Here is a 22,678-nt window from a genome sequence, read left to right on the forward strand (position 1 = left end):
CCGGGGTCGCAGCGTGCCTATCTATGCAATCGATTGCAAACCGCAGTGCAACAAAAGCGGGCGGGTGCGGACTTATGCGACAGGCCAGCGCCCCGGCTCGGGAACACGCAGGGTGCAAAGGCCGGCAATGAGAAGGCTGACACCGCCCAGGCCAAGCGCCCAGATGGGTTGGTTGTGGAAGCACAGGCGCAGCAGCAATCCCAGGATGCTTGCCGCAAGCACCTGGGGAATCACGATGAAGAAGTTGAAGATACCCATGTAGACGCCCATCTTCGCCGTCGGCAGATGGTCCGAAAGCAACGCATAGGGCAGCGACAGAATGGAGGCCCACGCAAAGCCGACCCCCACCATCGAGGCGAGCAGCCAGCGTGGATCGTGGATGTAGAGGAACGACAGCAAGCCCGCGCCACCCAGGCACAGGTTCACCACGTGGCTGATGCGCAGGCCCCAACGGCGCACCATCAACGGGATGACCACCGCGGCCAGCGCGCCGAATCCGTTATAGGCCGCGAACAGCACGCCGACCCAGTTGGCCCCCTCGTTGTACGCGGCTGAGGTGGTATCGGTGGTGGCGTAGAGCGTCTGGGTGACGCCCGCCGTGGTGTAGATCCACATCGCAAACAACGCGAACCACGAGAACAACTGCACCCCGGCCAGTCGCCGCATCGACACGGGCATGCCATAGAGGTCGCCCATCACCTCACGCAGCATGCCGTGACTGCGCGTACGGCTCAGCCAGGTGAATAGCGCGCCGAAGGCGATCAGGCCGCCGGCCAGCAGGTAAACCTCCTTTTCAAGCGCGAAGTACCTGATCGCGATCAGGACCACGGCACCGGCCGATAGCAGAAGCAGACCTGGGCGGCGAGCCGGCGATACGTCCACCGACGGACCTTCGGGTACGTTGTCGGTGAACGAACGCAACTGTGCCGGCGAGTATTCGCGCGTAGTCAGCATGGTCCAGAGCACCGCACCCAGCAGCACCGCGCCCCCGGCATAGAACGCGTACTTGACCGTGTCGGGGATGGCTCCGTCCGTCGCTACGTTGGCGATGCCGAACCGTGCCAGGACCCAGGGCAACAGGGAGGCGACCACGGCACCGGCGCCGATGAAGAAGCTCTGCATCGCAAAACCCGTGGGTGCCTGCCGCGTGGGCAACTGGTCGCCCACCAACGCGCGGAACGGCTCCATCGATACGTTGATGGACGCATCCAGGATCCACAGCAGACCGGCCGCCATCCATAGCGCCGGCGCGTTCGGCATCCACAGGAGGGCCAGCGAGGCGAACACGGCCCCGACCAGGAAGTAGGGCCGGCGTCGACCCAGGCGGTTCCAGGTGCGGTCGGAGTAGTGACCGACGATGGGTTGCACGATCAGCCCCGTCAGTGGCGCGGCGATCCATAGGGCAGGGATGTCGTTCACGTTCGCGCCCAGCGTCTGGAATATCCGGCTGACATTGGCGTTCTGCAGCGCGAGCCCGAACTGGAGGCCGAGGAAACCGAAGCACATGTTCCATATCTGCCAAAACGACAGGGCGGCTCGCTCCGTCCGCGGCGTCTCGCCCTTGCGCAACCGACCACGTCCTGCGCGGCCGCGCCCGTCGGCGGACGGCTCGGCGTGCGCGCCACCGGTCCGCGCTGTGGTTGAAACGGTCATGGGTATCTCCTCCAGCCACCGTTATGTCATGGCACCGGGCTTACCGCATGTTGCGGACGCAGCATCATGGCCGCCTGTCGCCCTTGTAAAGGCGAGGGGCTGGCGGCATAGTCAGCCGCCAGTGCGGTGACAGCGGAGATTCCATGCGGGTACGCCTCGAAGACGTGGCGCGCGCGGCGGGCGTATCGCCCAAGACCGTGTCGCGTGTTCTCAACGACGAGGCCAACGTGACCGATGCCACGCGCGAGCGCGTGCGCGCGGCCATGGAAGCGATGGACTATCGCCCGCACCCGTCGGCGCGCAGCCTGGCGGGCAACCGCTCGTTCCTGGTGGCGATGCTCTACGACAACAACGACAACCCGTCCTCGACCTATCTGGCCGAAATCCAGGACGGCGTGCTCGAGGCCTGTGACGCGCATCGCTACAGCATGATGGTGCGGCCACTGCGCATGCGCGATGGCGATTTCATCCGTCGCTTCGACGCGCTGATTTCGGACCACCATCCTGACGGCGTCGTGCTGACGCCTCCGATCACCGACCACGCGCCCCTGCTGAAACGCCTGCGCGAACGCGACGTGCCCTATGCCAGTGTGTCGCCGCAGAAGCGCGGCAAGGCCCTAGGCGTAACGATGGACGAGCAACAGGCCGCGCGCGCGATCGTCGAGCATCTGCTGGAGCTGGGACACCGACGTATCGCCCATGTGGTCGGCATCGCCGACCACGGTGCCAGCCGTTGGCGACTTGCGGGCTATCGCGAGGCGATGGACGCCGCGGGCCTGCCGGAGGATCCGGGGCTGGTGGTGCAGGGCGCCTTTACGTTCGGCTCCGGCGTAGAGGCGGCGCGGCAACTGTTCTCGCTGGCCAACCGGCCGACGGCGGTATTCGCGGCCAATGACGACATGGCCACCGGCGTCATGTGGGCGGCGGGCGAGTACGGTCTGAAGGTGCCGCACGACCTGTCGGTCTGCGGCTTCGACGACACGCCGCTGTCGCGGCAGTTGTGGCCCGCGCTCACCACCGTCCAGCAACCCAGTCGCGAGATGGGGAAGATCGCGGCCGAGCAACTGCTGAACTCCCTGCGCAGTCAAGGCACGGGCAAGCTGGTGCAGATTCCCTTCTCCCTGCAGATCCGCGGCTCCACCTCCGCCGCGCCCTGAAGTACTCGTCGGAGCGCCCGGCCGGAAACGTATGCTGCATAGCAAATTGACAGCGCTGTCATTTCTGCCAGGATGCGCTTCTACAAGCGTGCCACCGGTACGCCAGCCGGGAGCCTTGACGTGCCATTGCTGCAGCGATCGAGCCTGTTTTTGCGACGTCTTTCCTCCGCGCTGCCGTTGGCAGGCGCCTTGCTGACCACCGTTCCGGCCGTCGCTGGCGATGCCGCGTCCGTACACCCGGAACAATGGCCAAAAGCGCAGTCGCCGCTGCCGCCCAACCCCGCGATCGAAGCCCGGGTGAAGGCGTTACTGGCGACCATGTCGGTCGAAGACAAGGTCGGCCAGATGATCCAGGCCGACATCAAATACGTAACGCCGGACGACGTACGCATGTACCGCCTGGGCTCGGTGCTGGCCGGTGGCAACTCCAAGCCCGAAGGACAGCCGTATCCCGATGGCAAGCAGTGGCAGGCGCTGGCCGATACGTTCTACCACGCGTCCATGGACACATCGAGCGGAAGGCCGGCAATCCCGGTGCTGTTTGGTATCGACGCCGTGCATGGCCATAACAACCTGGTCGGCAGCACGCTGTTTCCGCAAAACTCGGCGCTGGGCGCGACGCGCGACCCGCAGCTGATCCACGACATCGGCGCCGTTACCGCGCGGGAACTGCGTGCCAGCGGCATCAGCTGGACATTCGCCCCGACGCTGACCGTGCCGCAGGATGTGCGCTGGGGCCGCTCGTACGAGGGTTATTCCCAGAATCCTGCACTGGTGGCGCAATACGCCTCGGCGATGGTCGGCGGCCTGGAAGGCAAGGCGGGTACGCCTGAATTCCTCGACTCGGGACACGTGATCGCCACCGCCAAGCATTTCCTCGGCGATGGGGGCACCCAGGATGGCAAGGACCAGGGCGACGCACGGATCAGCGAGTCGACGCTGCGCGACATCCACGCGGCAGGCTATGCACCTGCGATCGACGCCGGTGTGCAGGTGGTCATGGTCTCTTTCTCCAGCTGGAACGGCGTCAAGATGGCCGGCAACAAGCCGCTGATCACCGACGTGCTGAAGGGGCGCATGGGATTTGACGGCATCGTGCTGGGCGACTGGAACGCGCACGGTCAGGTGCCCGGTTGCACCAACGAAGATTGCCCCGTGGCGTACAACGCCGGGCTGGACATGCTGGAGGCGCCCGACTCGTGGAAGGGGCTCTACAAAAACACGCTGGCCGAGGTGAAATCCGGGGTGATCCCGATGCGCCGCGTCGATGACGCGGTGACGCGCATCCTTCGGGTCAAGATGCGCCTGGGCCTGTTCGAGGCCGGTGCGCCATCGACCAACCCATGGGCCGTCAGGTCCACGGAGGTGATCGGGAACCCTGCGCATCGAGCGTTGGCGCGGCGGGCCGTTCGCGAATCGCTGGTGCTGCTAAAGAACGACCGTGCGGTGCTGCCGATCGACCCGCGCAAGCATGTCCTGGTCGCCGGCGACGGCGCCGATAATATATCCAAACAGAATGGCGGCTGGACGTTGACCTGGCAGGGAACGGGCCAGACCAACGCGAATTTCCCGGGAGCCACGTCCATCTGGGCAGGCATCAAGGCCCAGGTAAGCGCTGCGGGTGGCAGCGCCGAACTGTCTGTAGATGGAGACTTCACGCGAAAGCCCGACGTCGCCATCGTGGTGTTCGGCGAAGACCCCTACGCCGAGTTCCAGGGCGACCGGCCGAACCTGGCCTATCGCCCGGGTAACGATCGCGACCTCGATCTGCTGCGCAAGCTGCGCGGACAGGGTGTGCCGGTCGTCGCGGTGTTCCTGACCGGACGCCCCCTGTGGATGAACCGCGAGATCAACGCCGCCGACGCTTTCGTGGTGGCCTGGCTGCCGGGCAGCGAAGGGGAGGGCATCGCCGATGTGTTGCTGCGTAGTCGTGATGGCCGTATCGCGCACGACTTCCATGGCACGTTGTCCTATACGTGGCCACGCCGTGCGATACAGGGCCTGTCGGCAGCCGGGGCGCGGGGCGAGCAGCCGCAGTTTCCCTACGGCTTCGGCCTGACCTATGCAGCCCCCCGGAAGACGGCCACGTTGTCCGAGGATCCGGGGATCACCCTGAGCAGCCAACAGGCCGGCGTTTACTTCACCCGCGGCAAGCCGTCACAGGATGTCGTCGTGCGCCTGACCGGGGCGAACGGCGTGGCCATGGATGTCGCCGCCACAACGGCCGCCACGGCAGACGGCAGTCTGCGTATCGGTGCGCTCGACTACAAGGCACAGGAAGACGCGCGCAGCCTCAGCTGGTCCGGCAGCGGCACCGGTGCCGCAAGCATCGCACTGGTGGCACCCGCGCCCATGGACGTGGAGCGCGAGACCAACGGCGATGTCCTGCTGGTGACCACGTTGCGCGTCGACGCCCTCTCACCCGGGGACACCTCGATCATCGGCATCGGCTGTGGCGCCGGCTGTGGCGGCCAGGTAGCCATCGGTAGCCAGCTTGCCGCGTTGCCCAAGGGGCAGTGGCTACGCATCGGCATCCCGTTGAAATGCTTCCGAGACGCCGGCGCCAACATGGGCAGGATCGATCGTCCGTTCGAGTGGTCCAGCCACTCGGGTGGAAAGGTCGCCATCACCGACGTGTCGCTAGGCACGGTGGCGGACCGGACCTTGTCATGCCCCGCCCACGGGAGCGGCACACCCTGATGTTCTATCCGCTTTGCACCAATATCCGCCGATGGAAAGGCTCCGCGAGCATCGCGCGAGTCTGCGTAGCCTGAGTTTGTCGTTGCCTGGATGATGTGCTGCCTTGCGGCAAGCATTCATCGCCACGGCACTCTATTATCTCTCGATGACAGCGCTGTCATTCTGGATCGATGGCGTGCCGGAGGGAGTAGGGGACCTTCGTGACTTATCCGAACGATTGATGGGGAGAGCCAGATGAATCTGCACCGCACTTTGTTGTACGTCGCCATATCGCTCGTCATTGCGCCGGGCACGGCATTTGCCGTGGGCCAGGATACGACCGCGCAAACGCCGCCGCCGTCCAACGCGCCCGGCGCCGCCGAAAAGAAAGTACAGAACCTCGACGCTGTCTCGGTCACGGCGACCAAGCGCGAGACGCCGCTGCAGAAAACGCCGGTGGCCGTCACCGCGATCACCGTCGACACGCTTGATCGGGAGCGCGTCATGACGGTGCAGGACCTCACCAAGCTGGTACCGGGCCTGCAGGGCACATCCCAGGGTGACCACGGCGTTGTGACGCTGACCCTGCGTGGTATCGGAAATGACAGCGCCAAGACCGAGTACGCCGATCCGGAGGTCGCCACCTTCGTCGACGGCATTTACGCGCCACGTGCCGAGGCGGCGTCGGGCCTGTTGCTGGACATGGAAGGCGTCGAAACGCTCCGCGGCCCGCAGGGCACCCTATGGGGCCGAAACTCCACCGCCGGCGCCATCAGTTTCCAGACGGCCAAGCCGGACATCGGCGCGGGTTTCTACGGCAATGCACAGGTCGGCGCAGGCAATTACAACCAGGCCGGCGCGCGCGCCGCCTTCAACCTGCCCATCAGCGACACCTTCGCCATGCGCGTGGCCGTGGTGCACGAGCAGCACGACGGCTACGTCGATTACCAGAAACCGTCGGGCCAGCTGCCCAGCGTTGCGCAGCAGCAACAGGCCTATCTGGCGTCGCCGATCTCCGGCGGCACGCTGGCCAACTTCCGGCCGATCGACCCGGGCCAGTACGTGCAGGGCGGCGACAAGTACAGCTCGCAGGACCAGTCCGCCGCCCGCGTCAGTGCCTTGTGGCAGCCCAGCGACGCGTTCAAGTGGAACCTGTCGTACGAGTACTTCGCCGATCGCGGCACGCCCAGCATGAGCCTCATGCAGACGCCGCGTCAGGGGCAGGACTTCTGGTCGGCGCTGATCGACACCGCGCCCTACCTGGACCGTACGTCCAAGACACTGCGCAGCCGCATGGACTGGAATATCAGCGACGGCATGCAGCTGAGCTATATCGCCGGCTATAACCGCTACTCCGGCAAGAGCGACTTCGACCAGGACGTCGGCGTGAGCGTGCCCACCAGCTTCACCACCAACGGCGTGTACCAGGACGACCGGACCAACGACTCGAAGTACAAGAGCTGGAGCCAGGAGATCAACCTGAAGTCCGTCGGGCCGCAGACGGTGGACTGGATCCTCGGTGCTTACTACGGCTACGAAGACAACGACATACGCTTCGACATCCCCATCATGAACGGTACGCGCTACGGTACGGTCAGCTGGCAGGGCTCCTTCATCCAGCCGAAGGAAACGGTGGAGTCGTATGCGCTGTTCGGTCAGGCCACCTGGCACTTGAGTGACCACTGGCGCCTCACCGGTGGTGCGCGCTGGTCGCACGATGAGAAGGAGAACAAGGGCGGTATCAACTGGGGTTGGGCCGCTGACCCGACCGTACCGCAGGTGCCGATTTCGCCGGACGTGTATCCGGACCCGTCGAACGGTTTCAGCGTCTCGCAGCGGAACACGGCCAAGTACAGCAAGAGCAAGCCGACCTGGCTGGTGCGCCTGGATACCGACGTCAGCGAGAACGGCCTGCTCTACGCCAGCGTCTCCACCGGCTATAAATCGGGTGGCACGCAGGACGCGGGCACGCTGTACAAGCCCGAATCGCTGACCAACTACGAAGTCGGCACCAAGTTCACCTTCCTCGAGGGCCACATGACGTGGAACTCGGCGATCTACTACGAAGACTTCAAGAACTTCCAGCTGTCCGCGCCCATCATCTACCCCGATGGCAACCACGGCCTGGGCTTCTCCAACGTGGGCGGCAGCACCAAGGTGTTCGGCATCGAATCGGAGTTGGCCTATCAGCAGAAGGACGACCGTTTCAACCTGATCTTCTCGGCCATCCCGAAGAAGGAGCTGGGCAAACTGATGTACGCCGGTTCCAACGACTACCAGGGCCTGCCGGCATGCCCGCCGGCATCCAACCTGGCCAGCTGCCTGGACGTCACCGGCAACGACCTGCCACATGCACCGAACGTGTCGCTCACCGGCATCTATGAGCACACCTTCCACCTTGCCAACGGTGGCAAGCTCACGCCCCGGGTCAGCGCGCAGTACCAGAGCGCGCAGTGGCTGAGCTATTTCAACCTGGGTTCCGGGGACCAGCAGAAGGCCTACGTGCGCGGCGACCTGTCGCTGCGTTACAGCGAACCGGGCGACAAGTGGTGGGTCAACGGCTACGTGCAGAACGTATCCGACAAGAAGACCCGCACCAGCGCCGGCCGCTTCCAGATGGCCGACGGCTCGCTGCAGTACGTATCGCAGTACCTCGCGCCGCGGACCTACGGTGTGCAGCTGGGCGTCTGGTTCTGAGTTAGCTGGCTTTGCCGTTCTCAGTCTCCCCTGAGTGGCTTTTTTGCCGGGTCCGCCTGTGGTGGCCCGGCCTTTCTTTATCTCCATCCGGCCGTATCAGCAGGGAAACCCCATGGCGCGCCTGAAGAAAGTGCTGATCGTCGGCGGAGGCACCGCCGGCTGGCTGACGGCCTGCTACCTGGCCAAGGCGGTCAACGCGGTCGATCCGCGGAGCGTGCAGGTGCATCTGGTGGAGTCGCCCGACATCGGCTTGCTGGGGGTAGGCGAGGCCACCTTTCCCTCGATTCGCGGGACGTTGTCGGCGATCGGTCTGGACGAACGCCGCTTCCTGGTCGGTGCCACGGCGGCGTACAAGCAGGGTATCCATTATCGCCACTGGGTACGGCCGCCGGGCGCGCCCGGACCGGACCATTTCTTTCATCCGTTCAACGCACCCAGCCAGCGTCCCGGTGGGCCTGAGTTATTGCCGTACTGGTTGCTCGGTGCTGCGCCGGACGGCATGTCGTTTGCCGAAGCCGTTTCCATGCAAACCACACTGGTCGACCACTCGCGTGCGCCCAGGCGGGCGAGGGACCCGGACTACCAGGGGCCGATGAATCACGCCTTCCACTTCGATGCCGCCTGCTTTGCGCGTGTGCTTGCCGAGCATGGCCAGCAGACCCTCGGCGTGGTTCGGCACATGGCCACGTTGGAGCGCGCGGAGCTGGACGATCATGGCGCCATCGCCCGGGTGGTGACGAAGGAGGAGGGCGATCTCACCGCCGATCTCTACGTGGACTGCACCGGACTGCGTGGCATGCTGATCGGCGACACGATGCAGTCACCCTTTCGCAGCCGCGCGGATGTCCTGTTCGCCGATCGCGCCGTCGCCATGCAGGTGCCTTACGAGACGCCTGATGCGCCGATCCCTTCGTACACCATCTCCACGGCGCAGGAGGCCGGCTGGATCTGGGATATCGGGTTGCAGAAGCGGCGTGGCACCGGCTATGTCTATTCGTCGCGGCACACCACCGACGACCGTGCCGAAGATGTCTTCCGGCGCTACGTGGGCACGGCGGGGGAGGGACTGAAGGCGCTGCACATCCGATTCGAGACGGGATACCGTCCCGAGCACTGGCGCAAGAACTGCGTGGCCGTGGGTCTGGCCGGCGGGTTCGTCGAGCCGCTCGAATCCACCGGCATCGCACTGGTCGAACTGGCGACCTACCTGCTCACGCACCTGTTGCCGGTCGACACGGACGACATGGAAGGCGCCGCAAGGCATTTCAACGAAATGATGGTGGCCCGCTACGATCGCATCATCGACTTCATCAAGATGCACTACTGCCTGAGCCAGCGGCGTGACTCTTCGTTCTGGATCGACAATGGCGACGCCGCCAGCATCCCGCGGACCCTGCAGGAAAAGCTCGCGATGTGGAAGCACCGACCGCCGCACCGGCTGGATTTTGTCAGCGACCTGGAAATGTTCATGCCGTCCAGCTGGCAGTACATCCTGTACGGCATGGAGTTCCAGACCGACCTGGAGCCCATGCTCAGCGCCTATCCGCACATGGACGCAGCGCGACGGGAATTCGCGATGATCCAGCAGGCGGCCACGCGCGCACTGGACGATCTACCGGACCATCGTGCGCTGGTTGAGCAGCTGTGTCGTGAGCATCACCAGCGGTAGCCGATCCGGTACGAGCTGTACCCCTTCAAGGGCACCCCATGTGACGGTATCAGGCAGCCCCGTTGATACTCCTGGCCACCGCTTCCGCCACGCGAATTCCGTCGACCCCTGCCGAAAGAATGCCGCCCGCATAACCCGCGCCTTCGCCGGCGGGAAACAGCCCGCGCGTATTGAGGCTCTGGTAGTCCTCGCCGCGACGGATACGCACCGGTGACGAGGTCCGGGTCTCTACCCCCGTGAGCAGCGCATCGTTCATGGCGAAGCCCCTGATCTGGCGATCGAACGCCGGCAGCGCTTCGCGGATGGCCTCTATGGCGTAGTCGGGGAGGGCAGACGTGAGATCGGTCAGGTGCACCCCGGGCTTGTAGGAAGGCTGCACCGTGCCGAAGTCGATCGAAGGCGTGCCCTTGATGAAGTCGCCGACCAACTGCGCCGGCGCGCTGTAATCGCGACCGCCCAGCTCATACGCGCGCGATTCGAGCGCACGCTGCAAGGCGATACCGGCCAACGGACTGCCACTGTCGTCGAAGGCGGCGAAGTCCTTGGGGTCGATACCCACGACGATCGCAGCGTTCGCGTTACGTTCGTTGCGCGAATACTGGCTCATGCCGTTGGTCACCACGCGTTCCGGCTCGGACGCGGCAGCCACCACCGTGCCGCCCGGGCACATACAGAAGCTGTAGACCGAGCGACCGTTCTTACAGTGGTGCACCAGCTTATAGTCTGCGGCGCCGAGAAGGTCGTGACCCGCCTGCGGCCCGAAACGCGCCTTGTCGATGATCGATTGCGGATGCTCCACGCGGAAGCCGACAGAGAACGGCTTGGCTTCCATGTACACGCCGCGGTCGTGCAGCATGAAGAACGTATCGCGCGCACTGTGCCCCACCGCGAGTACGACATGATCGCTCAGCAACTGTTCGCCGTTGGCCAGGACCACACCCCGGATCTGCCGGGATCCATCGGCGGCGCTGTCGACCAGCAGGTCGTCGACGCGCTGGTTGAAGCGAATCTCGCCGCCCAGCGCCTCGATGGTCCCGCGCATGGCTTCCACCATCGTCACCAGCCGGAAGGTGCCGATATGCGGCTTGCTGACGTACATGATTTCTTCCGGCGCGCCGGCCTTCACGAACTCCGTGAGCACCTTGCGGCCGTGGTGGAGCGGGTCGGAAATCTGGCTGTACAGCTTGCCGTCGGAGAACGTGCCCGCGCCACCCTCGCCGAACTGCACGTTCGATTCCGGCTCCAGCTTGCGCTTGCGCCACAGGGCCCAGGTGTCGACCGTACGCTCCCGCACCGCCTTGCCCCGGTCGAGGATGATCGGCCGGTAGCCCATCTGGGCCAGCAGCAGCCCCGCGAACAGGCCGCACGGCCCAAGCCCGATCACGACAGGGCGTTGCTCGAGACCGGCCGGCGCCTGCGCCACAAACTTATAGCTGGTGTCGGGGGAGGGCTGCACGTGCTTGTCCTCGGCAAACCGCGCGAGCAGGGCAGCCTCGTCAGCCACCTCGACGTCCAGCGTATAGATCAGCTGGATGTTGCCGCGCTTGCGTGCGTCATGGCCCCGGCGGAAGACCGTGAAGCCGAGCAGCCCCGCCTGGCCGAGCGCCAGCCTGGCGCGGATGGCCGCCTCGAGGGCGCCTTCGGCGTGGTCGAGCGGGAGCTTTATGTCGGTGAGTCGAATCATGGGGGCGAGGGGGGTAGGGGGGGCGGTCGGCTATTTTCGCATTAAGGGGCGCCGAGCGACGCATTTTAAGTGCGGTGGAGGGTCTGGCCGATAGGGAAGGGCGCGGACGGGACGCGTGGCGGCCAGCAGGCATGTCGTTTTTTCCATGGCGTATTGAAAGGCTACCGACGCCCGGAGGACTCCGTATCGGTCATCTTGTCCAGGTTGACGATCAGGCGGCCCAGCAACGCGACCAGCTGCGCTTGTTCGGCTTCGCTGAAGCCGTCCAGCGCTTCGCGGTTTCCCGCGAAGAGCGTCTCGCAAGCGTCCGGCAGGTTTGCTTCGGCGTGGGCCGTGAGCACGACGTGGCTACTGCGACCATCCACCGGGTCGGGCGTGCGTCGGATCAAACCGTCGCGCTCCATCCGTGTGAGCATCTGCGCCATGGGTGGCTGTTCGACGCGCGCGAAGCGGGCGAGGTCGCGCTGCGTCCTTGCCTTTCCGGTTGCCAGCGCGATCAGTACGGGGATGTGACCAACGCCGAAGCCCATCGGTTTCAGCCGCGCTTCGCTCAAGCGGGCGAAGCCCCGCGCCGCCAGTGAGATCAGGTGTCCCGGCGTGGAAAGTACGTCTTTATGCATCATGTTTGCCTTGCGGAACGCCGTGCCAGGGTGCAGAGTAGCTCAATACATATGCCCATATGTAAATTCACCAGGAGCGAACCCGATGAGCGATCCGATCCAGACACTGCGTGACATCTATACCCTTTTCAACGCGCGTGACATCGACGGCCTATTCGCCAAGCTGACCGACGATGTGGCGTGGGCCAACGGCATGGACGGCGGTCACGAGCACGGCAAGGACGCGGTGCGCGCGTATTGGACGGGCCAATGGCAGATGGTCCGCGCGCACGTCGAGCCGGTTTCGTTCGAAGAATCGGCCGACGGCGCGATCGTGGTGCGGGTCATCCAGACCATCCGCGATCTGCAAGGCAATCCTCTCGAAGGCCAGACCCACGGGCTGAAAGACAAGACCGTGGGTCACGTGTTCCACTTCACGCAAGGCAAGGTCAGCCGCTTCGATATCGCCGACGCGGCATGAGGATCAGGTGCGCGTGCCTGCCAGAACCGGTGGAAACGAGCCTGGGGTAGCGACGGGCCGCCAGCCTCCCATCCATGCCGGGCTCCACACCAGGTCCAGGGCACTATGCGACAGTGTATCCAGTGAGTGATGTCCCTCGGATAGCTGCCAGCGTGACGCGGCCGGCCGGCCGTCGATGACGACGGCGACCTCAGACGCGCCGTCGGTCACGGTGTAGGTGCCCGCCAACGTCACATCGAAATCGCGACCGACCAGCTGTTTCCCGGCCATGAAGACGTTCGCCGTGCCGGACAGGTAATTTTGCGCAATGAAGGCGCGGGTCGCTGGCGGGAGCCGGTCGACGATCACCGTCATGGTGCGGTGCGCGACCAGCGCGGGCACGATGTCCTCCGCCTTGAGCCCGCGTTCGAAGCGCTGCAGGGCGATGCTTTCCAGCACCGTGTGGTACGGCCGCGGGCGGAAGATGGCACCGCTTTTGGCATCCATGACGGTGTCGTCGGGCGATGTACAGGCAAGCACGGTGCGCAGTTGCCCTTCCTTGTAGGCGAGGGTGTCGCGCCAGGGCGGTGCCTGCTCGATCAGCAAGACGATCTCCACCGCGGCCAGCACGGCCACGAGGGCTGCCGCGTGCGATCGCGGCCATGCGGCCGATCGTCCAAACAGGCCGACCAGGCCGATCAGGAATACGAAGATCGTCGGTATCACCGGCAGGAAGTCCTGTGCCGTGGGCAGCGGCCATACCAGCCAGATAAAGGAAGCGAACAAAAGCCCATGGATGCCGAGGAAGATACGCCAGTGTGTCGGCGCATCACCGGGATCGACGCGCCGCAACCACGTCGTGGTCGCCATGGCGACCGCGACGGCCAGCATCCCGTAGACCAGACGGTGATCGGCGTGTGCCGCGCGCCCGGTAGCAGACAGGTTGTACGCCACGAGGTCGTACCACGCCGGCCCGAGGTCATGCTGTGTAGCGAGATAGAGAGCGAACGCACCAGGCACGACGAGGCAACCCGCCAGCAGGGCGCTGCCGCCCTTCAGCAGAGCTCGCCTGTCCTTACGCCATGGGATGGCCCAGACGCAGGCCGCGGCGAGCAGGGCGACACACGAAAGAGGCAGCGTCTTCTGCGATACCGACAATGCCGCACCCAGCAGCAAGCCGGCCAGTGCCCATCGGGAGGCCCGCCCCCGCGCGTGTACCGCAGTGGCCAGTGCGCAAAGCCAGAGCGCCGTCCAAAGATCGTCCGTGCGGAACTCGCCCATCTTGATGAAAAAGGCGTGTGTCAGGCCAGCCAGCACCACGGAGGCATCGGCGATACCACGGGAATAAAGCCGACGGGCCAGACACCAGGTAGCCACCAGCGCAAGGAGGTACCAGGGCACCACCGCGAGTCGCAACCACTCGAGGATGTCCGACCGCGGACCCATGGCATGCATCAGCGGGGCGTAGATCGCGCTGAAGAGCGGCCCGTGGTTATCGAAGACGTCGCGATAGGGCAGGTCGCCCTGGCCAATGCTCCAGGCCACGTGCGCGTGCTGTGGCTCGTCGGAATTGAGCGGGTACGCCCTGAGCCAAAGCACGCGCAGGACGAGCAGGGCCAGTAGGCCCAGACAACGTCCGACAGTTCCATACCAGGGGCGAATGCGCGAAAACATGCGTGCATCCTAGGTACCCAGGTTTTCTGCATGCTTTCTTCGGGGTCGCCGCTGGACCTCGCCTTATCGCAGGCAGCGGCCTGCACGGGCCGCTGCCGTACATCCGTCTACTTCCTCGCCGCAATGATCTCGCTGAGGTAGTCCGGCGTGCCCTGCACCCGCACCAGGTGCGGATACTGCAGTCCACCGTGGTAGCCCACGGACACCGTGCGGAAACTCCCCTGATACTTCAGTGTCAGTGCGATCTCGCGACTGCTGTCTTTCGCGGACGTGATCGCGTCTTTCAGAACATCCTTCGAATACGCCACGCCGTTCACCGCGACGATGGTCGCGCCCGTACTGACCCCTGCCTTGAAAGCCGGGCCGTCCCAGCGCACGTCGTTGATCTTGCCGCTGCCCGTTATCGTCAGGCCGATCGACCACGTGAAGTTCAACAGGTGGCGCGAAATTTCCGGGCGGCCGTCATAGGCCTTCTCGAACGCGCTTTCCTTGTCGTCGTACACCAGCTTCCAGCCGGTACCTGCAAGGCCATCCTGTAGCGGCGGATTGAGGCTGTATGCACGAGCCTTGAGGAAGCTCGCCCAATCGTACTTTGCCGTATCGTTCAGCGCAGCGACCACGTCGTCGAAGTTATAGGTCTTCGGTACGTGGCTACCATTGTCGACCCCGAAGAACGCGCGTGCGAAATCATCCAGCGAGCGCTTGTCGCCCGTCAGGCTGCGCAACTTCGCATCGACGGCAAGCCACATCATCTGCCCGCCGCTGTAGTAGTCCTCGCTCATCTGCCAGCTACGGTAGGGCAGGGGAGCCCGGCGCGCGACGATGGGATCGTTGGTGGTGTCCTCCAGCGAGCGCCACTGGAAACCCTCGCGGTTGCGATCGTAGTTGGCGGCGACCATCGCCAGGCCGTCCCGGAATTCCTGCGGCGTCCACATGCCTGCGCGGGCGGTCAGGACGAAGCCCCAGTATTGCGTCTGGCCCTCATAGACCCAGAGCAGCGAGTTGCCCATGGGAACGTTGAAATTCGGCGTCCACAGGTCGGCGGGGCGGCGGAACTTGCCGTTCCACGAATGAACATACTCGTGGGCGAGCAGGTCGCGCTCGGACGCGTTGTCGTTCCAGGCAGTGAAATAATCCGCGCCCAGGCCGTCTTCGCTGGACTGGTGGTGCTCGGTGCCGTTGCCGGCCAGCTGATCGGACAGCGAGAACAGGAAGTCGTAGTGGTCGTAGTGGTGCGAACCGAACAGCTTCGTGGCCTGTGTCACCAGGTTGCGATGCACTGCCACTTGTTCGGCCGACATCTCCAGATATTTGGGCTCATCAGCGAAGACGTCCATATACACCGGCGCTTTATCGCCGGGGTTCAGGGCCACGCGCTTCACGTACTGGCCGGCGTATACCGGCGAGTCGACGAGGTTGTCGAAGGTCACTGCCTTGAAGGTGGTGGTGTCTCCCGATGTCGCGGCCGTCTCGAGCGCCGTGGCCGCCTTCCAGCCATGCGGTAGTTTCACGCTGGGCGCAAACGTGATGCCGCGCGTGTAGTAGCCCGCCGGATAGAGCGCCACCTTGCTCCACTCCATGTACATCATGCGGTCGGTGATCTCGAAGTCCGCGTCGTCCGCGCGTTCGGACAGGTACTGGAATTCGGCATCGAGCGTCGATACGCCGGCAGGAACGTCGACATGGAAAGCGTAGACGTTGTACTTGTCGCGCACCCAAGGAAGCGGCTTGCCGTCGGCACTGAGCCTGAGACCGGCGAGCATCGCCACAGGACCCGTCGGCGAGTGATCGCCGGGAATCCACTGCGGGTACAGCAGGGTCAGCGCGCCTGCCTGTACCGGTAGGGACTCGTGGACCCGGAAGATGCCCTGCGCCGTGTCGCTGACATCAACGTTGAGCGATACCGTGCCGACATATTGCACGTCTTGCAGTGCGGGCACCTGGTCCGTAGCAGCCTGCTGAGCATGCACATTGCCCACACCGAGCGCGACCGCGAGCGCCGTGGAGAGGCGCGAGAACTTACGACTGACGATGGGCATGGAGGGCTCTGGGCGGGGGCGGGTTTGCCCGCATTATCACCGGGCGCAAGGCGATAGCGCCACGGCATGTCCTACCGAAGCTTACGACGAGGACGTCCACCGGACCCGCTTTCGCCGTCGCCGTCGCTTCTATGTCGTCCCTATCGCCCGACTAGGGAACGTCGTCTCGGATGGCTTCGGCACCGCCCATCAGAGCGCACGCCCCAGAAATTCGACAAAAGCCCGCAAGGCGGCCGACTGATGACGGCGACTTGGGAAGTAGAGGTAAAGCTCTGCCATTTGGCTGGACCATTCGGGCAGAACTCGTGCCAACTGTCCCTCTGCGAGGAGGTCGGCCACCATGGCGACGGGCGCATTGACTATACCTAGCCCCCTGACGGCCAGATCGATCTGCGAAGTAAGGTCGTGGACGATAGTTGCCAGAGGCGGAGCAACCTGTACGGTCTTTCCAGCGGATTGAAGTGTCCACGGTATGACGACGCCAGTCCCTTGGCTGCGGCATGCTATGACACGGTGGTCGAGAAGATCGGCCGGCGTGGCTGGCACGGGGCGTGCGCGCAGATACGCCGGCGACGCAACGAGGATCGCGTCTGACGTGGGCGCGACCTGTTTGGCAACCATGTCCTGATCGATGCAGTTCCCATAACGCAGTCCTGCGTCGTAGCCCTCCTTGACGATATCGACCAGGCGCGCGTCGACGGCTATCTCGAGGCTCACGCCAGGATAGTTGTCCTGGAACGCCGCTAATAGGGGAGCAATCACCAGATCGAACGGCGCACGCGGCATCGTAAGGCGCAGTGGGCCCGTCGGATGTCCACCTCGGCCGGAGGCCACTTCTGCGGCTTGTTTGATTTGCGCGAGCGCTGGCGCCACCGTGCGCAGATAGTCGTCGCCCACATCCGTCAGGCTCAAACTGCGCGTGGAACGGCGGAAGAGTGGGGCGCCGAGCCGCTCTTCGAGCGCACTGATGGCCTGGCTCACGGCGGAAGGCGAGATGCCCAGGCGCCTGGCCGCCTCGGAAAAGCTACACGCGTCCGCAGCCGCTACGAACACGGCGACGCCCTCCAGTGAATCCCTCAATCGCATCGATCGATCTGTAAGTTCTAGTTACAGCCCCATGAGTGATTAGGCGGATAGTGGCAAAGGGCCTCCGTTTATACAATCCCTAAGCGTTCCGACCTGGGTCCAGGCCCTAAACAGACGGGGAACAGCTTTGTCTACATTGGCTTCGCGCACGTTCAGCACGGCTCGACATACGACGCACTATCTCGAGAAGGGTCCCGCGAACGGGCCCCTCATGATCTTCCTTCATGGATGGCCAGAGCTCAGCCTGGTCTGGCGAGTTCAGCTCGACGAATTCGCTGAAAGCGGGTGGCGCTGTATCGCCCCGGACATGCGAGGCTATGGAGGCTCTTCCATGCCTGCGGAGAGCGGTGCCTATGCCCTCGAGCATGTGGTGGCGGACATGAGGGAGCTTCACGACCATCTTGGCTGTGAGCCTGCCATCTGGATCGGCCATGACTGGGGTAGCGTAGCTGTCGGATCGCTGGTGTCGCACGAGCCCGCGCGCAGCCGCGGCGCCGTACTGGTCTCGGTGCCTTATTTCCCTGCGGGGCACGCATTGCAGACGCTGATCCCGTTGGTCGACCGCACCATCTATCCAGCCGACCGGTATCCGGACGGCCAGTGGGACTATTACCGCTACTACACGACAAACTTTGCATCAGCCATAGCCGATCTGGATGCGGACAAGGCCGCATCCCTCGCGTCGATCTATCGATCGGGCGACCCGGAAAAGATCGCCAAGCCTGCCGCGAACGCGACGGTCACGCGCAACGGAGGGCGCTTTGGTGGCGCGCACCGGGCCCCTCCCACCGACCTTGATCGAGCTCTCTGGCCGCTGGCCGATTTCGAAACCCTGGTGCGCGCGTTCGATGCGCACGGTTTCCGAGCGCCGTGTGCGTGGTATTTGAATGACGAGGCCAACATCGCCTATGCCGCCAAGGCATCTGACGGCGGTCGCTTGTCGCTGCCCGTACTGTTCGTCAATGGGGACTATGACCAAATGAACAGTATCAACGGCAACCACCTGGGCGACCCGATGCGTAGCTCTTGCGCCGACCTTACCGTTGCCCATTTGCCCGGCGCCCATTGGCTACCGCTTGAGTGCAAGACCGAACTCACGTTCGCCCTACGTGCCTGGCTCGAGAGCAAAAAGCTCACGGCGGTATGAGCGTGCACGCCGGTTGGGCACGGAGTCGGGTGCTCGTCGCGTCTGCGGTCGGCTACCAATGGTTTTACAACGGCGCCAACTTTGTCGCTTTCAAGGTGGGCGGCGACGCGATACCTCCGATCGTCCTAGCCGCGATGCGCTTCGGTCTTGCTGCGGCGCTGATTCTTCCGCTGGCGTTGTGGCGTTGGCGGCTACTTCCAGCGCACGCTTCGGAACTGGCGTCTGCAGCGGGGCTCGGCCTGGTGATGCTGCTCGGCAGCCAGACGCTTGCGCTTATGGGAACGCATCTGCTGCCGGCTGGCGTGGCGTCCGTGTTCGGATCGAGCGCACCGATCTTTCTGGCGCTGTTCTCGTGGGCCATCCTGCGTAAACCCCTGGGCAGACGCGAGGTCTGCGGGATTGCACTTGGCTTCACCGGGCTCGCCCTGATGGCTTATTTCACCTATACCGGCGGCGGTTTCCACCCGTTGGGCGCCGCGCTCACACTCGCCGCGTCGGCGAGTTGGGCTGCGGGGTCACTGTGGGCGAGGCGACTGCGCCTACCTGCGGATCCCGTCGTCGCGTTGGCAACCCAATTAGTTACTACCGCGTTGATTCTCGCGATCGCGGGGGGGACGACTGGGATGTTCAGTCGGATCGACATGAGTGAGGTACCGGCCTCTGCCTGGTCGGCGCTGGCCTTCCTTGTCATTGCAAGCACGCTAGTGGGCTACACGGTTTTCCTCGCCGTGAATGCCCAGGTTTCCCCGACAATAGCCAATACCTTCAACTATGCCGCACCCGTCGTCGCGCTGCTGCTTTCGGCCTTGTTGCTCGACGAGCGGCTGACCTTGCCAAAGCTTCTTTCGGCCGGTGTCGCGCTGGCTGGCGTGACGCTCATGGTGCGCGTTTCGAGGAAAGAGGAATGAAGCGTCAGTTGCTTGATCTTATGGTGGCGGCGGTGATCATGTTGGTATGGCTGTCGCCTCGGGCATATGCGGCGCCGGCAAGCAAGAACACGTTAGTGCTCGATCTCACTCCGCGAGTGGAACCAGCGGGCGCCACTGGGATGGGCGTGTCGTACGTGCTTGAGCGAGCCGTGGGATCTGACCCGTCCTCGACGCTACGTTTCGATACATTGGAACCATCCCTCGTCCGCGACACCGACCAGGTCACAAAGCTTGAGGTGGCCGATGCGGCCGGTGCGCTGGCCATGGCGGCCCCCGAGCGCATACAGATCCGACATCGCACGTGGCAGGTCTGGGAACCGTCGCGTCCCGTCAAGGGCAGTTTGCACGTCCGTTACTTCGTGCCAGTGGCCCTGCCATTACCTGTGAAGCGCGGACCTCATCACGACCTCCAGGCTGCCGGCGGCGGCATATCGGGAGCATTTGTCAGCCTGCTTTTGTTACCCGAGCTACAAGGCCCCATCGAGCTGAAACTACGCTGGCATCTGCCGCGCGGCCAGCAAGCCGTCTCCACGCTGTCGGTCGGCAATGCTCAGTTGAGCACCGACATGAACCATCTGGAGCAGGCGTCATTTCTGGCAGGCCCCTTGCAAACCTATCCGACGCCTGCTCGCGCCGAGGGCTTCAGCATGTTCGCCCTTGGCGAATCCCGTGAGGCGCTGCTCAGGGCGGCCGTCTGGAGTGAAAAAGCCTATGAAGCCGAACGCCGTGCATTCCTGGCGCCCTCTAACGCACCTTTTCGATTCATGATCCGCTCGTACGATGGCGGCCCTATCGCCAGCGGCTCAGCTGATGTCGGATCCTTCCTTCTCTACCTGCCGCCGGCGATACCACCCGATTCACAGCAGATCCACCACCTGATCGCTCACGAGATGGTCCACGCTTTTGCAGGAGGACTGAGCGATACGGACGATTCCCAGGGTGACTGGTATACCGAAGGCTTGGCTGACTATATGTCGACAGTGCTTCCATTCCATGCGCGTCTCTACTCGTTGCAGCAATACCAGGACGAGGTGAATGCCCGGGCCGCTCAGTACTACACCAACGCACATCGCGATGTTTCGTTGAAGGACGCTGCGGCCATCAAGTGGGCGGGCAACGGGGCGTGGATGCTCCCCTACGCACGCGGTGCACTCTACTTCGCCAATCTGGATGCCCAGTTGAAGTCCCGCGGCTTGCAGGTCGATGTCCTGCACCTCGTCAATGCAATGTCCGCTCGTATAGAAAAGGGCGCGCCCGCCACTGACAGCACGTGGTTGGACCTCCTGAACCACGAGGTGGGCGCCCTGGGCCGTCCAGGACTGGAGCGCCATGCGGGACGGTAAGCTACTGCAGCCCGTCTCGGGTTCCTTTGGCGATTGCCTGCAACCCGAACCCATCCAGACGGGTATCTACGATCTCGGTTTTTCGTGGCGGGACACGGGGCGGGGATCCTTTGTCCGGGACGTTGAGCCGGGCTCGCATGCCGAAGCAGCGGGCATGCAGCCAGGCGATGAGGTCATGACAGCTGTCGACCTCATTGCCCAACAGAGTCGTTTCGATAAGCCTGTGCAGCTGGACGTCAGTCGAAAGGGCAAGCGCTTTCAGATTGCTTATGACCCACACAGCGACAGGAAGGTCGAGGCATTCCGGTGGGGGGTGCGCGGAGGTTTAACTTCGGCCGATTGCAAATGATTCCCGACATGGGCCAGCGGCCAGCAATGCCGCCGCGGCGGGACAATGTTCCGCTGGCACCCGGATTTCGGCCAGTCGTACCTCGCGGCTTTGACGATCTGTCGGTGGTGGCGACCCTAGGGGCTTCAACGTCGAACTGGGATGTCGGTAACCCTCTAATTCTGTCGCAAAGGCTGAATTTAGATGAAACCCTTGGATGCATATCTAATTATTAAACGGTCGCAGCTGATGCGCTAAGCCAGACTTGGATGTTTGCGACACGATTTAGGGGCAGAACGGCGCTTCGCGACATAATTAAGCGACACATCTCATTGCTGAGCTCTGACCGTCCTTCAACGAGCACTAGACGAGGCTACCGTTGGCGGATTGACACGGCGTCAGCCGCCAAGGCGGTGCACCAATCATTCGCGTAGAGGACTATCATTCAAGGTGCGGATTCGAGGTAATGGTTGCCGTCCATGAGATGAACTGGGTGGATGCGTGCAAGGGCAGAGGGGAGACGACGTCGCCGTTTGACTACGCTGCGCGGCGGGACTATCGGGCAGGCTGGTCGTTGTAACGGCGGTCGAAGACAGGGACACATGTGCGCATGGGAATTTGGTGGATTCCTGCCCGATGTAGTAAAAGAGGCAGCTTTTTAATGCTTCTCTTCTAAGGAAAGCCGTGTTTTCAATTCTCAAAAAGAAGCACCAGCCACTTCTATCCGTGCAAGTGAAGGGTAAGGAAATCGCCAGGTTCGACGAGCCGGAGCTACCTTGCGAAAAGTCGCCCTCGATGGAGATCGAGGCCGGCGGCATGATTCAATTCATCGACCGCCAGGGCGTGGTTCACGAGCACCCGTTGGGCCCGAACGCCGGGTGGTATCACTTTTCGGTTCGGGTCCATGGTGGTCTTGGATGCCAAGTGGACTGCGTGGTGACCGATTCACCCGCGTTCGATCCGCACGCCTTCGATCGAGGGGAAGCCACGGGTATCCGTTTTCAGCCCTTTTTTCTCTCCGGCGCGGAGGTGAAAAATACGGATTTCCGGGGCAAAGGTCTCTTTGCAAGGGGACTGCACTTCAACGAGCAGATAACACGATCCGACATTGTGCTCTCGTGCGAGTGCGACGACTGTCATAAGTCGTTCCACATACGCTCCTTCCATGCCGGGTTCAGCCAGGCGGGCTACTTCTACTCGGACTCAGGCAAGCATACGCTGACGGTGAGCGATCGCGTACCCGGCTGTCCGGCCCCCTTGTCCACACCGAACCCGTCTGATCTCGCCGCGCTGGAAGCTGCGCTTCCGCTTGCACCGGATGGCACACGCTTCCGATACACCAATCCATTCCGATGCCCTTACTGCGCAGCTCCTTACATCGACTTTGAAGCACACCCGGAATATCGGGCAGCCGAGTACTACGGAAACTATTTTTACGGTGCGGAGTTGCTCAGGTACGAACCCACGCCTTGAGACTTGGCGAACCAACGCAGCCATCGGCGGGCATGTCATGGCTTACAGCATCGAGCGGGGG

At 63.7% G+C, this 22,678-nt stretch carries 16 protein-coding genes; 10 read left to right on the top strand and 6 right to left on the bottom strand.

What is annotated here, in order from left to right; all coding sequences use genetic code 11:
- Nucleotides 1-72: 72 nt before the first annotated feature.
- Complete coding sequence (locus ACVKN3_RS01070; protein WP_354513395.1) at nucleotides 73-1,506, bottom strand: MFS transporter; 1,434 nt, start codon at nucleotides 1,504-1,506, stop codon at nucleotides 73-75.
- 290 nt (nucleotides 1,507-1,796) lie between these two features.
- Between ACVKN3_RS01070 and ACVKN3_RS01075 the strand changes: the two genes are divergently transcribed.
- The 4 genes from ACVKN3_RS01075 to ACVKN3_RS01090 all read left to right on the top strand — a co-directional run bounded on the left by ACVKN3_RS01075 (nucleotide 1,797) and on the right by ACVKN3_RS01090 (nucleotide 9,855).
- Nucleotides 1,797-2,810, top strand: a complete 1,014-nt coding sequence (locus ACVKN3_RS01075; RefSeq protein ID WP_354513083.1) for a LacI family DNA-binding transcriptional regulator — start codon at nucleotides 1,797-1,799, stop codon at nucleotides 2,808-2,810.
- Between the two features lie 72 nt (nucleotides 2,811-2,882).
- Nucleotides 2,883-5,510 (top strand): glycoside hydrolase family 3 protein, encoded by a 2,628-nt coding sequence (locus ACVKN3_RS01080; protein ID WP_354513082.1) that lies wholly within the window; start codon nucleotides 2,883-2,885, stop codon nucleotides 5,508-5,510.
- Between the two features lie 234 nt (nucleotides 5,511-5,744).
- The gene (locus tag ACVKN3_RS01085) at nucleotides 5,745-8,186 is read left to right on the top strand and encodes a TonB-dependent receptor (RefSeq protein ID WP_354513080.1); all 2,442 of its coding nucleotides are present in this window, start codon (nucleotides 5,745-5,747) and stop codon (nucleotides 8,184-8,186) included.
- Nucleotides 8,187-8,298: 112 nt separating this feature from the next.
- On the top strand, nucleotides 8,299-9,855 hold the full coding sequence (locus ACVKN3_RS01090; RefSeq protein WP_354513078.1) for a tryptophan halogenase family protein: 1,557 nt from the start codon (nucleotides 8,299-8,301) through the stop codon (nucleotides 9,853-9,855).
- Between the two features lie 49 nt (nucleotides 9,856-9,904).
- On the opposite strand, the gene ACVKN3_RS01095 is transcribed toward ACVKN3_RS01090, so the two are convergent.
- Together ACVKN3_RS01095 and ACVKN3_RS01100 are read right to left on the bottom strand one after the other, a co-directional pair.
- Nucleotides 9,905-11,539: an NAD(P)/FAD-dependent oxidoreductase gene (locus ACVKN3_RS01095; RefSeq protein WP_354513076.1), complete on the bottom strand. Its 1,635-nt coding sequence runs from the start codon at nucleotides 11,537-11,539 to the stop codon at nucleotides 9,905-9,907.
- Nucleotides 11,540-11,700: 161 nt separating this feature from the next.
- Nucleotides 11,701-12,093: a MarR family winged helix-turn-helix transcriptional regulator gene (locus ACVKN3_RS01100; protein ID WP_354513074.1), complete on the bottom strand. Its 393-nt coding sequence runs from the start codon at nucleotides 12,091-12,093 to the stop codon at nucleotides 11,701-11,703.
- Nucleotides 12,094-12,244: 151 nt separating this feature from the next.
- Between ACVKN3_RS01100 and ACVKN3_RS01105 the strand changes: the two genes are divergently transcribed.
- The gene (locus tag ACVKN3_RS01105) at nucleotides 12,245-12,619 is read left to right on the top strand and encodes a nuclear transport factor 2 family protein (RefSeq protein WP_354513073.1); all 375 of its coding nucleotides are present in this window, start codon (nucleotides 12,245-12,247) and stop codon (nucleotides 12,617-12,619) included.
- Between the two features lie 3 nt (nucleotides 12,620-12,622).
- Here ACVKN3_RS01105 and ACVKN3_RS01110 read toward each other — a convergent pair whose 3' ends face one another.
- From ACVKN3_RS01110 to ACVKN3_RS01120, 3 genes are all read right to left on the bottom strand, one after another.
- Complete coding sequence (locus ACVKN3_RS01110; protein ID WP_354513071.1) at nucleotides 12,623-14,272, bottom strand: hypothetical protein; 1,650 nt, start codon at nucleotides 14,270-14,272, stop codon at nucleotides 12,623-12,625.
- Between the two features lie 107 nt (nucleotides 14,273-14,379).
- Nucleotides 14,380-16,311 (bottom strand): M61 family metallopeptidase, encoded by a 1,932-nt coding sequence (locus ACVKN3_RS01115; RefSeq protein WP_354513069.1) that lies wholly within the window; start codon nucleotides 16,309-16,311, stop codon nucleotides 14,380-14,382.
- Nucleotides 16,312-16,500: 189 nt separating this feature from the next.
- Nucleotides 16,501-17,397 (bottom strand): LysR family transcriptional regulator, encoded by an 897-nt coding sequence (locus ACVKN3_RS01120; protein ID WP_354513067.1) that lies wholly within the window; start codon nucleotides 17,395-17,397, stop codon nucleotides 16,501-16,503.
- 211 nt (nucleotides 17,398-17,608) lie between these two features.
- On the opposite strand from ACVKN3_RS01120, the gene ACVKN3_RS01125 reads away from it, so the two are divergent.
- The 5 genes from ACVKN3_RS01125 (at nucleotide 17,609) to ACVKN3_RS01145 (ending at nucleotide 22,617) form a co-directional block, all read left to right on the top strand.
- On the top strand, nucleotides 17,609-18,544 hold the full coding sequence (locus ACVKN3_RS01125; RefSeq protein WP_354513066.1) for an alpha/beta hydrolase: 936 nt from the start codon (nucleotides 17,609-17,611) through the stop codon (nucleotides 18,542-18,544).
- Nucleotides 18,541-19,452: a DMT family transporter gene (locus ACVKN3_RS01130; RefSeq protein ID WP_354513064.1), complete on the top strand. Its 912-nt coding sequence runs from the start codon at nucleotides 18,541-18,543 to the stop codon at nucleotides 19,450-19,452. The genes ACVKN3_RS01125 and ACVKN3_RS01130 overlap by 4 nt, the downstream gene beginning before the upstream one ends.
- Nucleotides 19,449-20,816: a hypothetical protein gene (locus ACVKN3_RS01135; RefSeq protein WP_354513062.1), complete on the top strand. Its 1,368-nt coding sequence runs from the start codon at nucleotides 19,449-19,451 to the stop codon at nucleotides 20,814-20,816. The genes ACVKN3_RS01130 and ACVKN3_RS01135 overlap by 4 nt, the downstream gene beginning before the upstream one ends.
- Entirely contained in the window at nucleotides 20,803-21,165 is a 363-nt protein-coding gene (locus tag ACVKN3_RS01140; RefSeq protein ID WP_354513060.1) for a hypothetical protein, read from the top strand. The genes ACVKN3_RS01135 and ACVKN3_RS01140 overlap by 14 nt, the downstream gene beginning before the upstream one ends.
- Nucleotides 21,166-21,828: 663 nt before the next feature.
- Nucleotides 21,829-22,617, top strand: coding sequence for a hypothetical protein (locus tag ACVKN3_RS01145; protein WP_354513058.1), 789 nt, complete (start codon nucleotides 21,829-21,831; stop codon nucleotides 22,615-22,617).
- Nucleotides 22,618-22,678: the final 61 nt, after the last annotated feature.

The sequence above is a fragment of the Luteibacter sp. PvP120 genome (assembly GCF_054055715.1).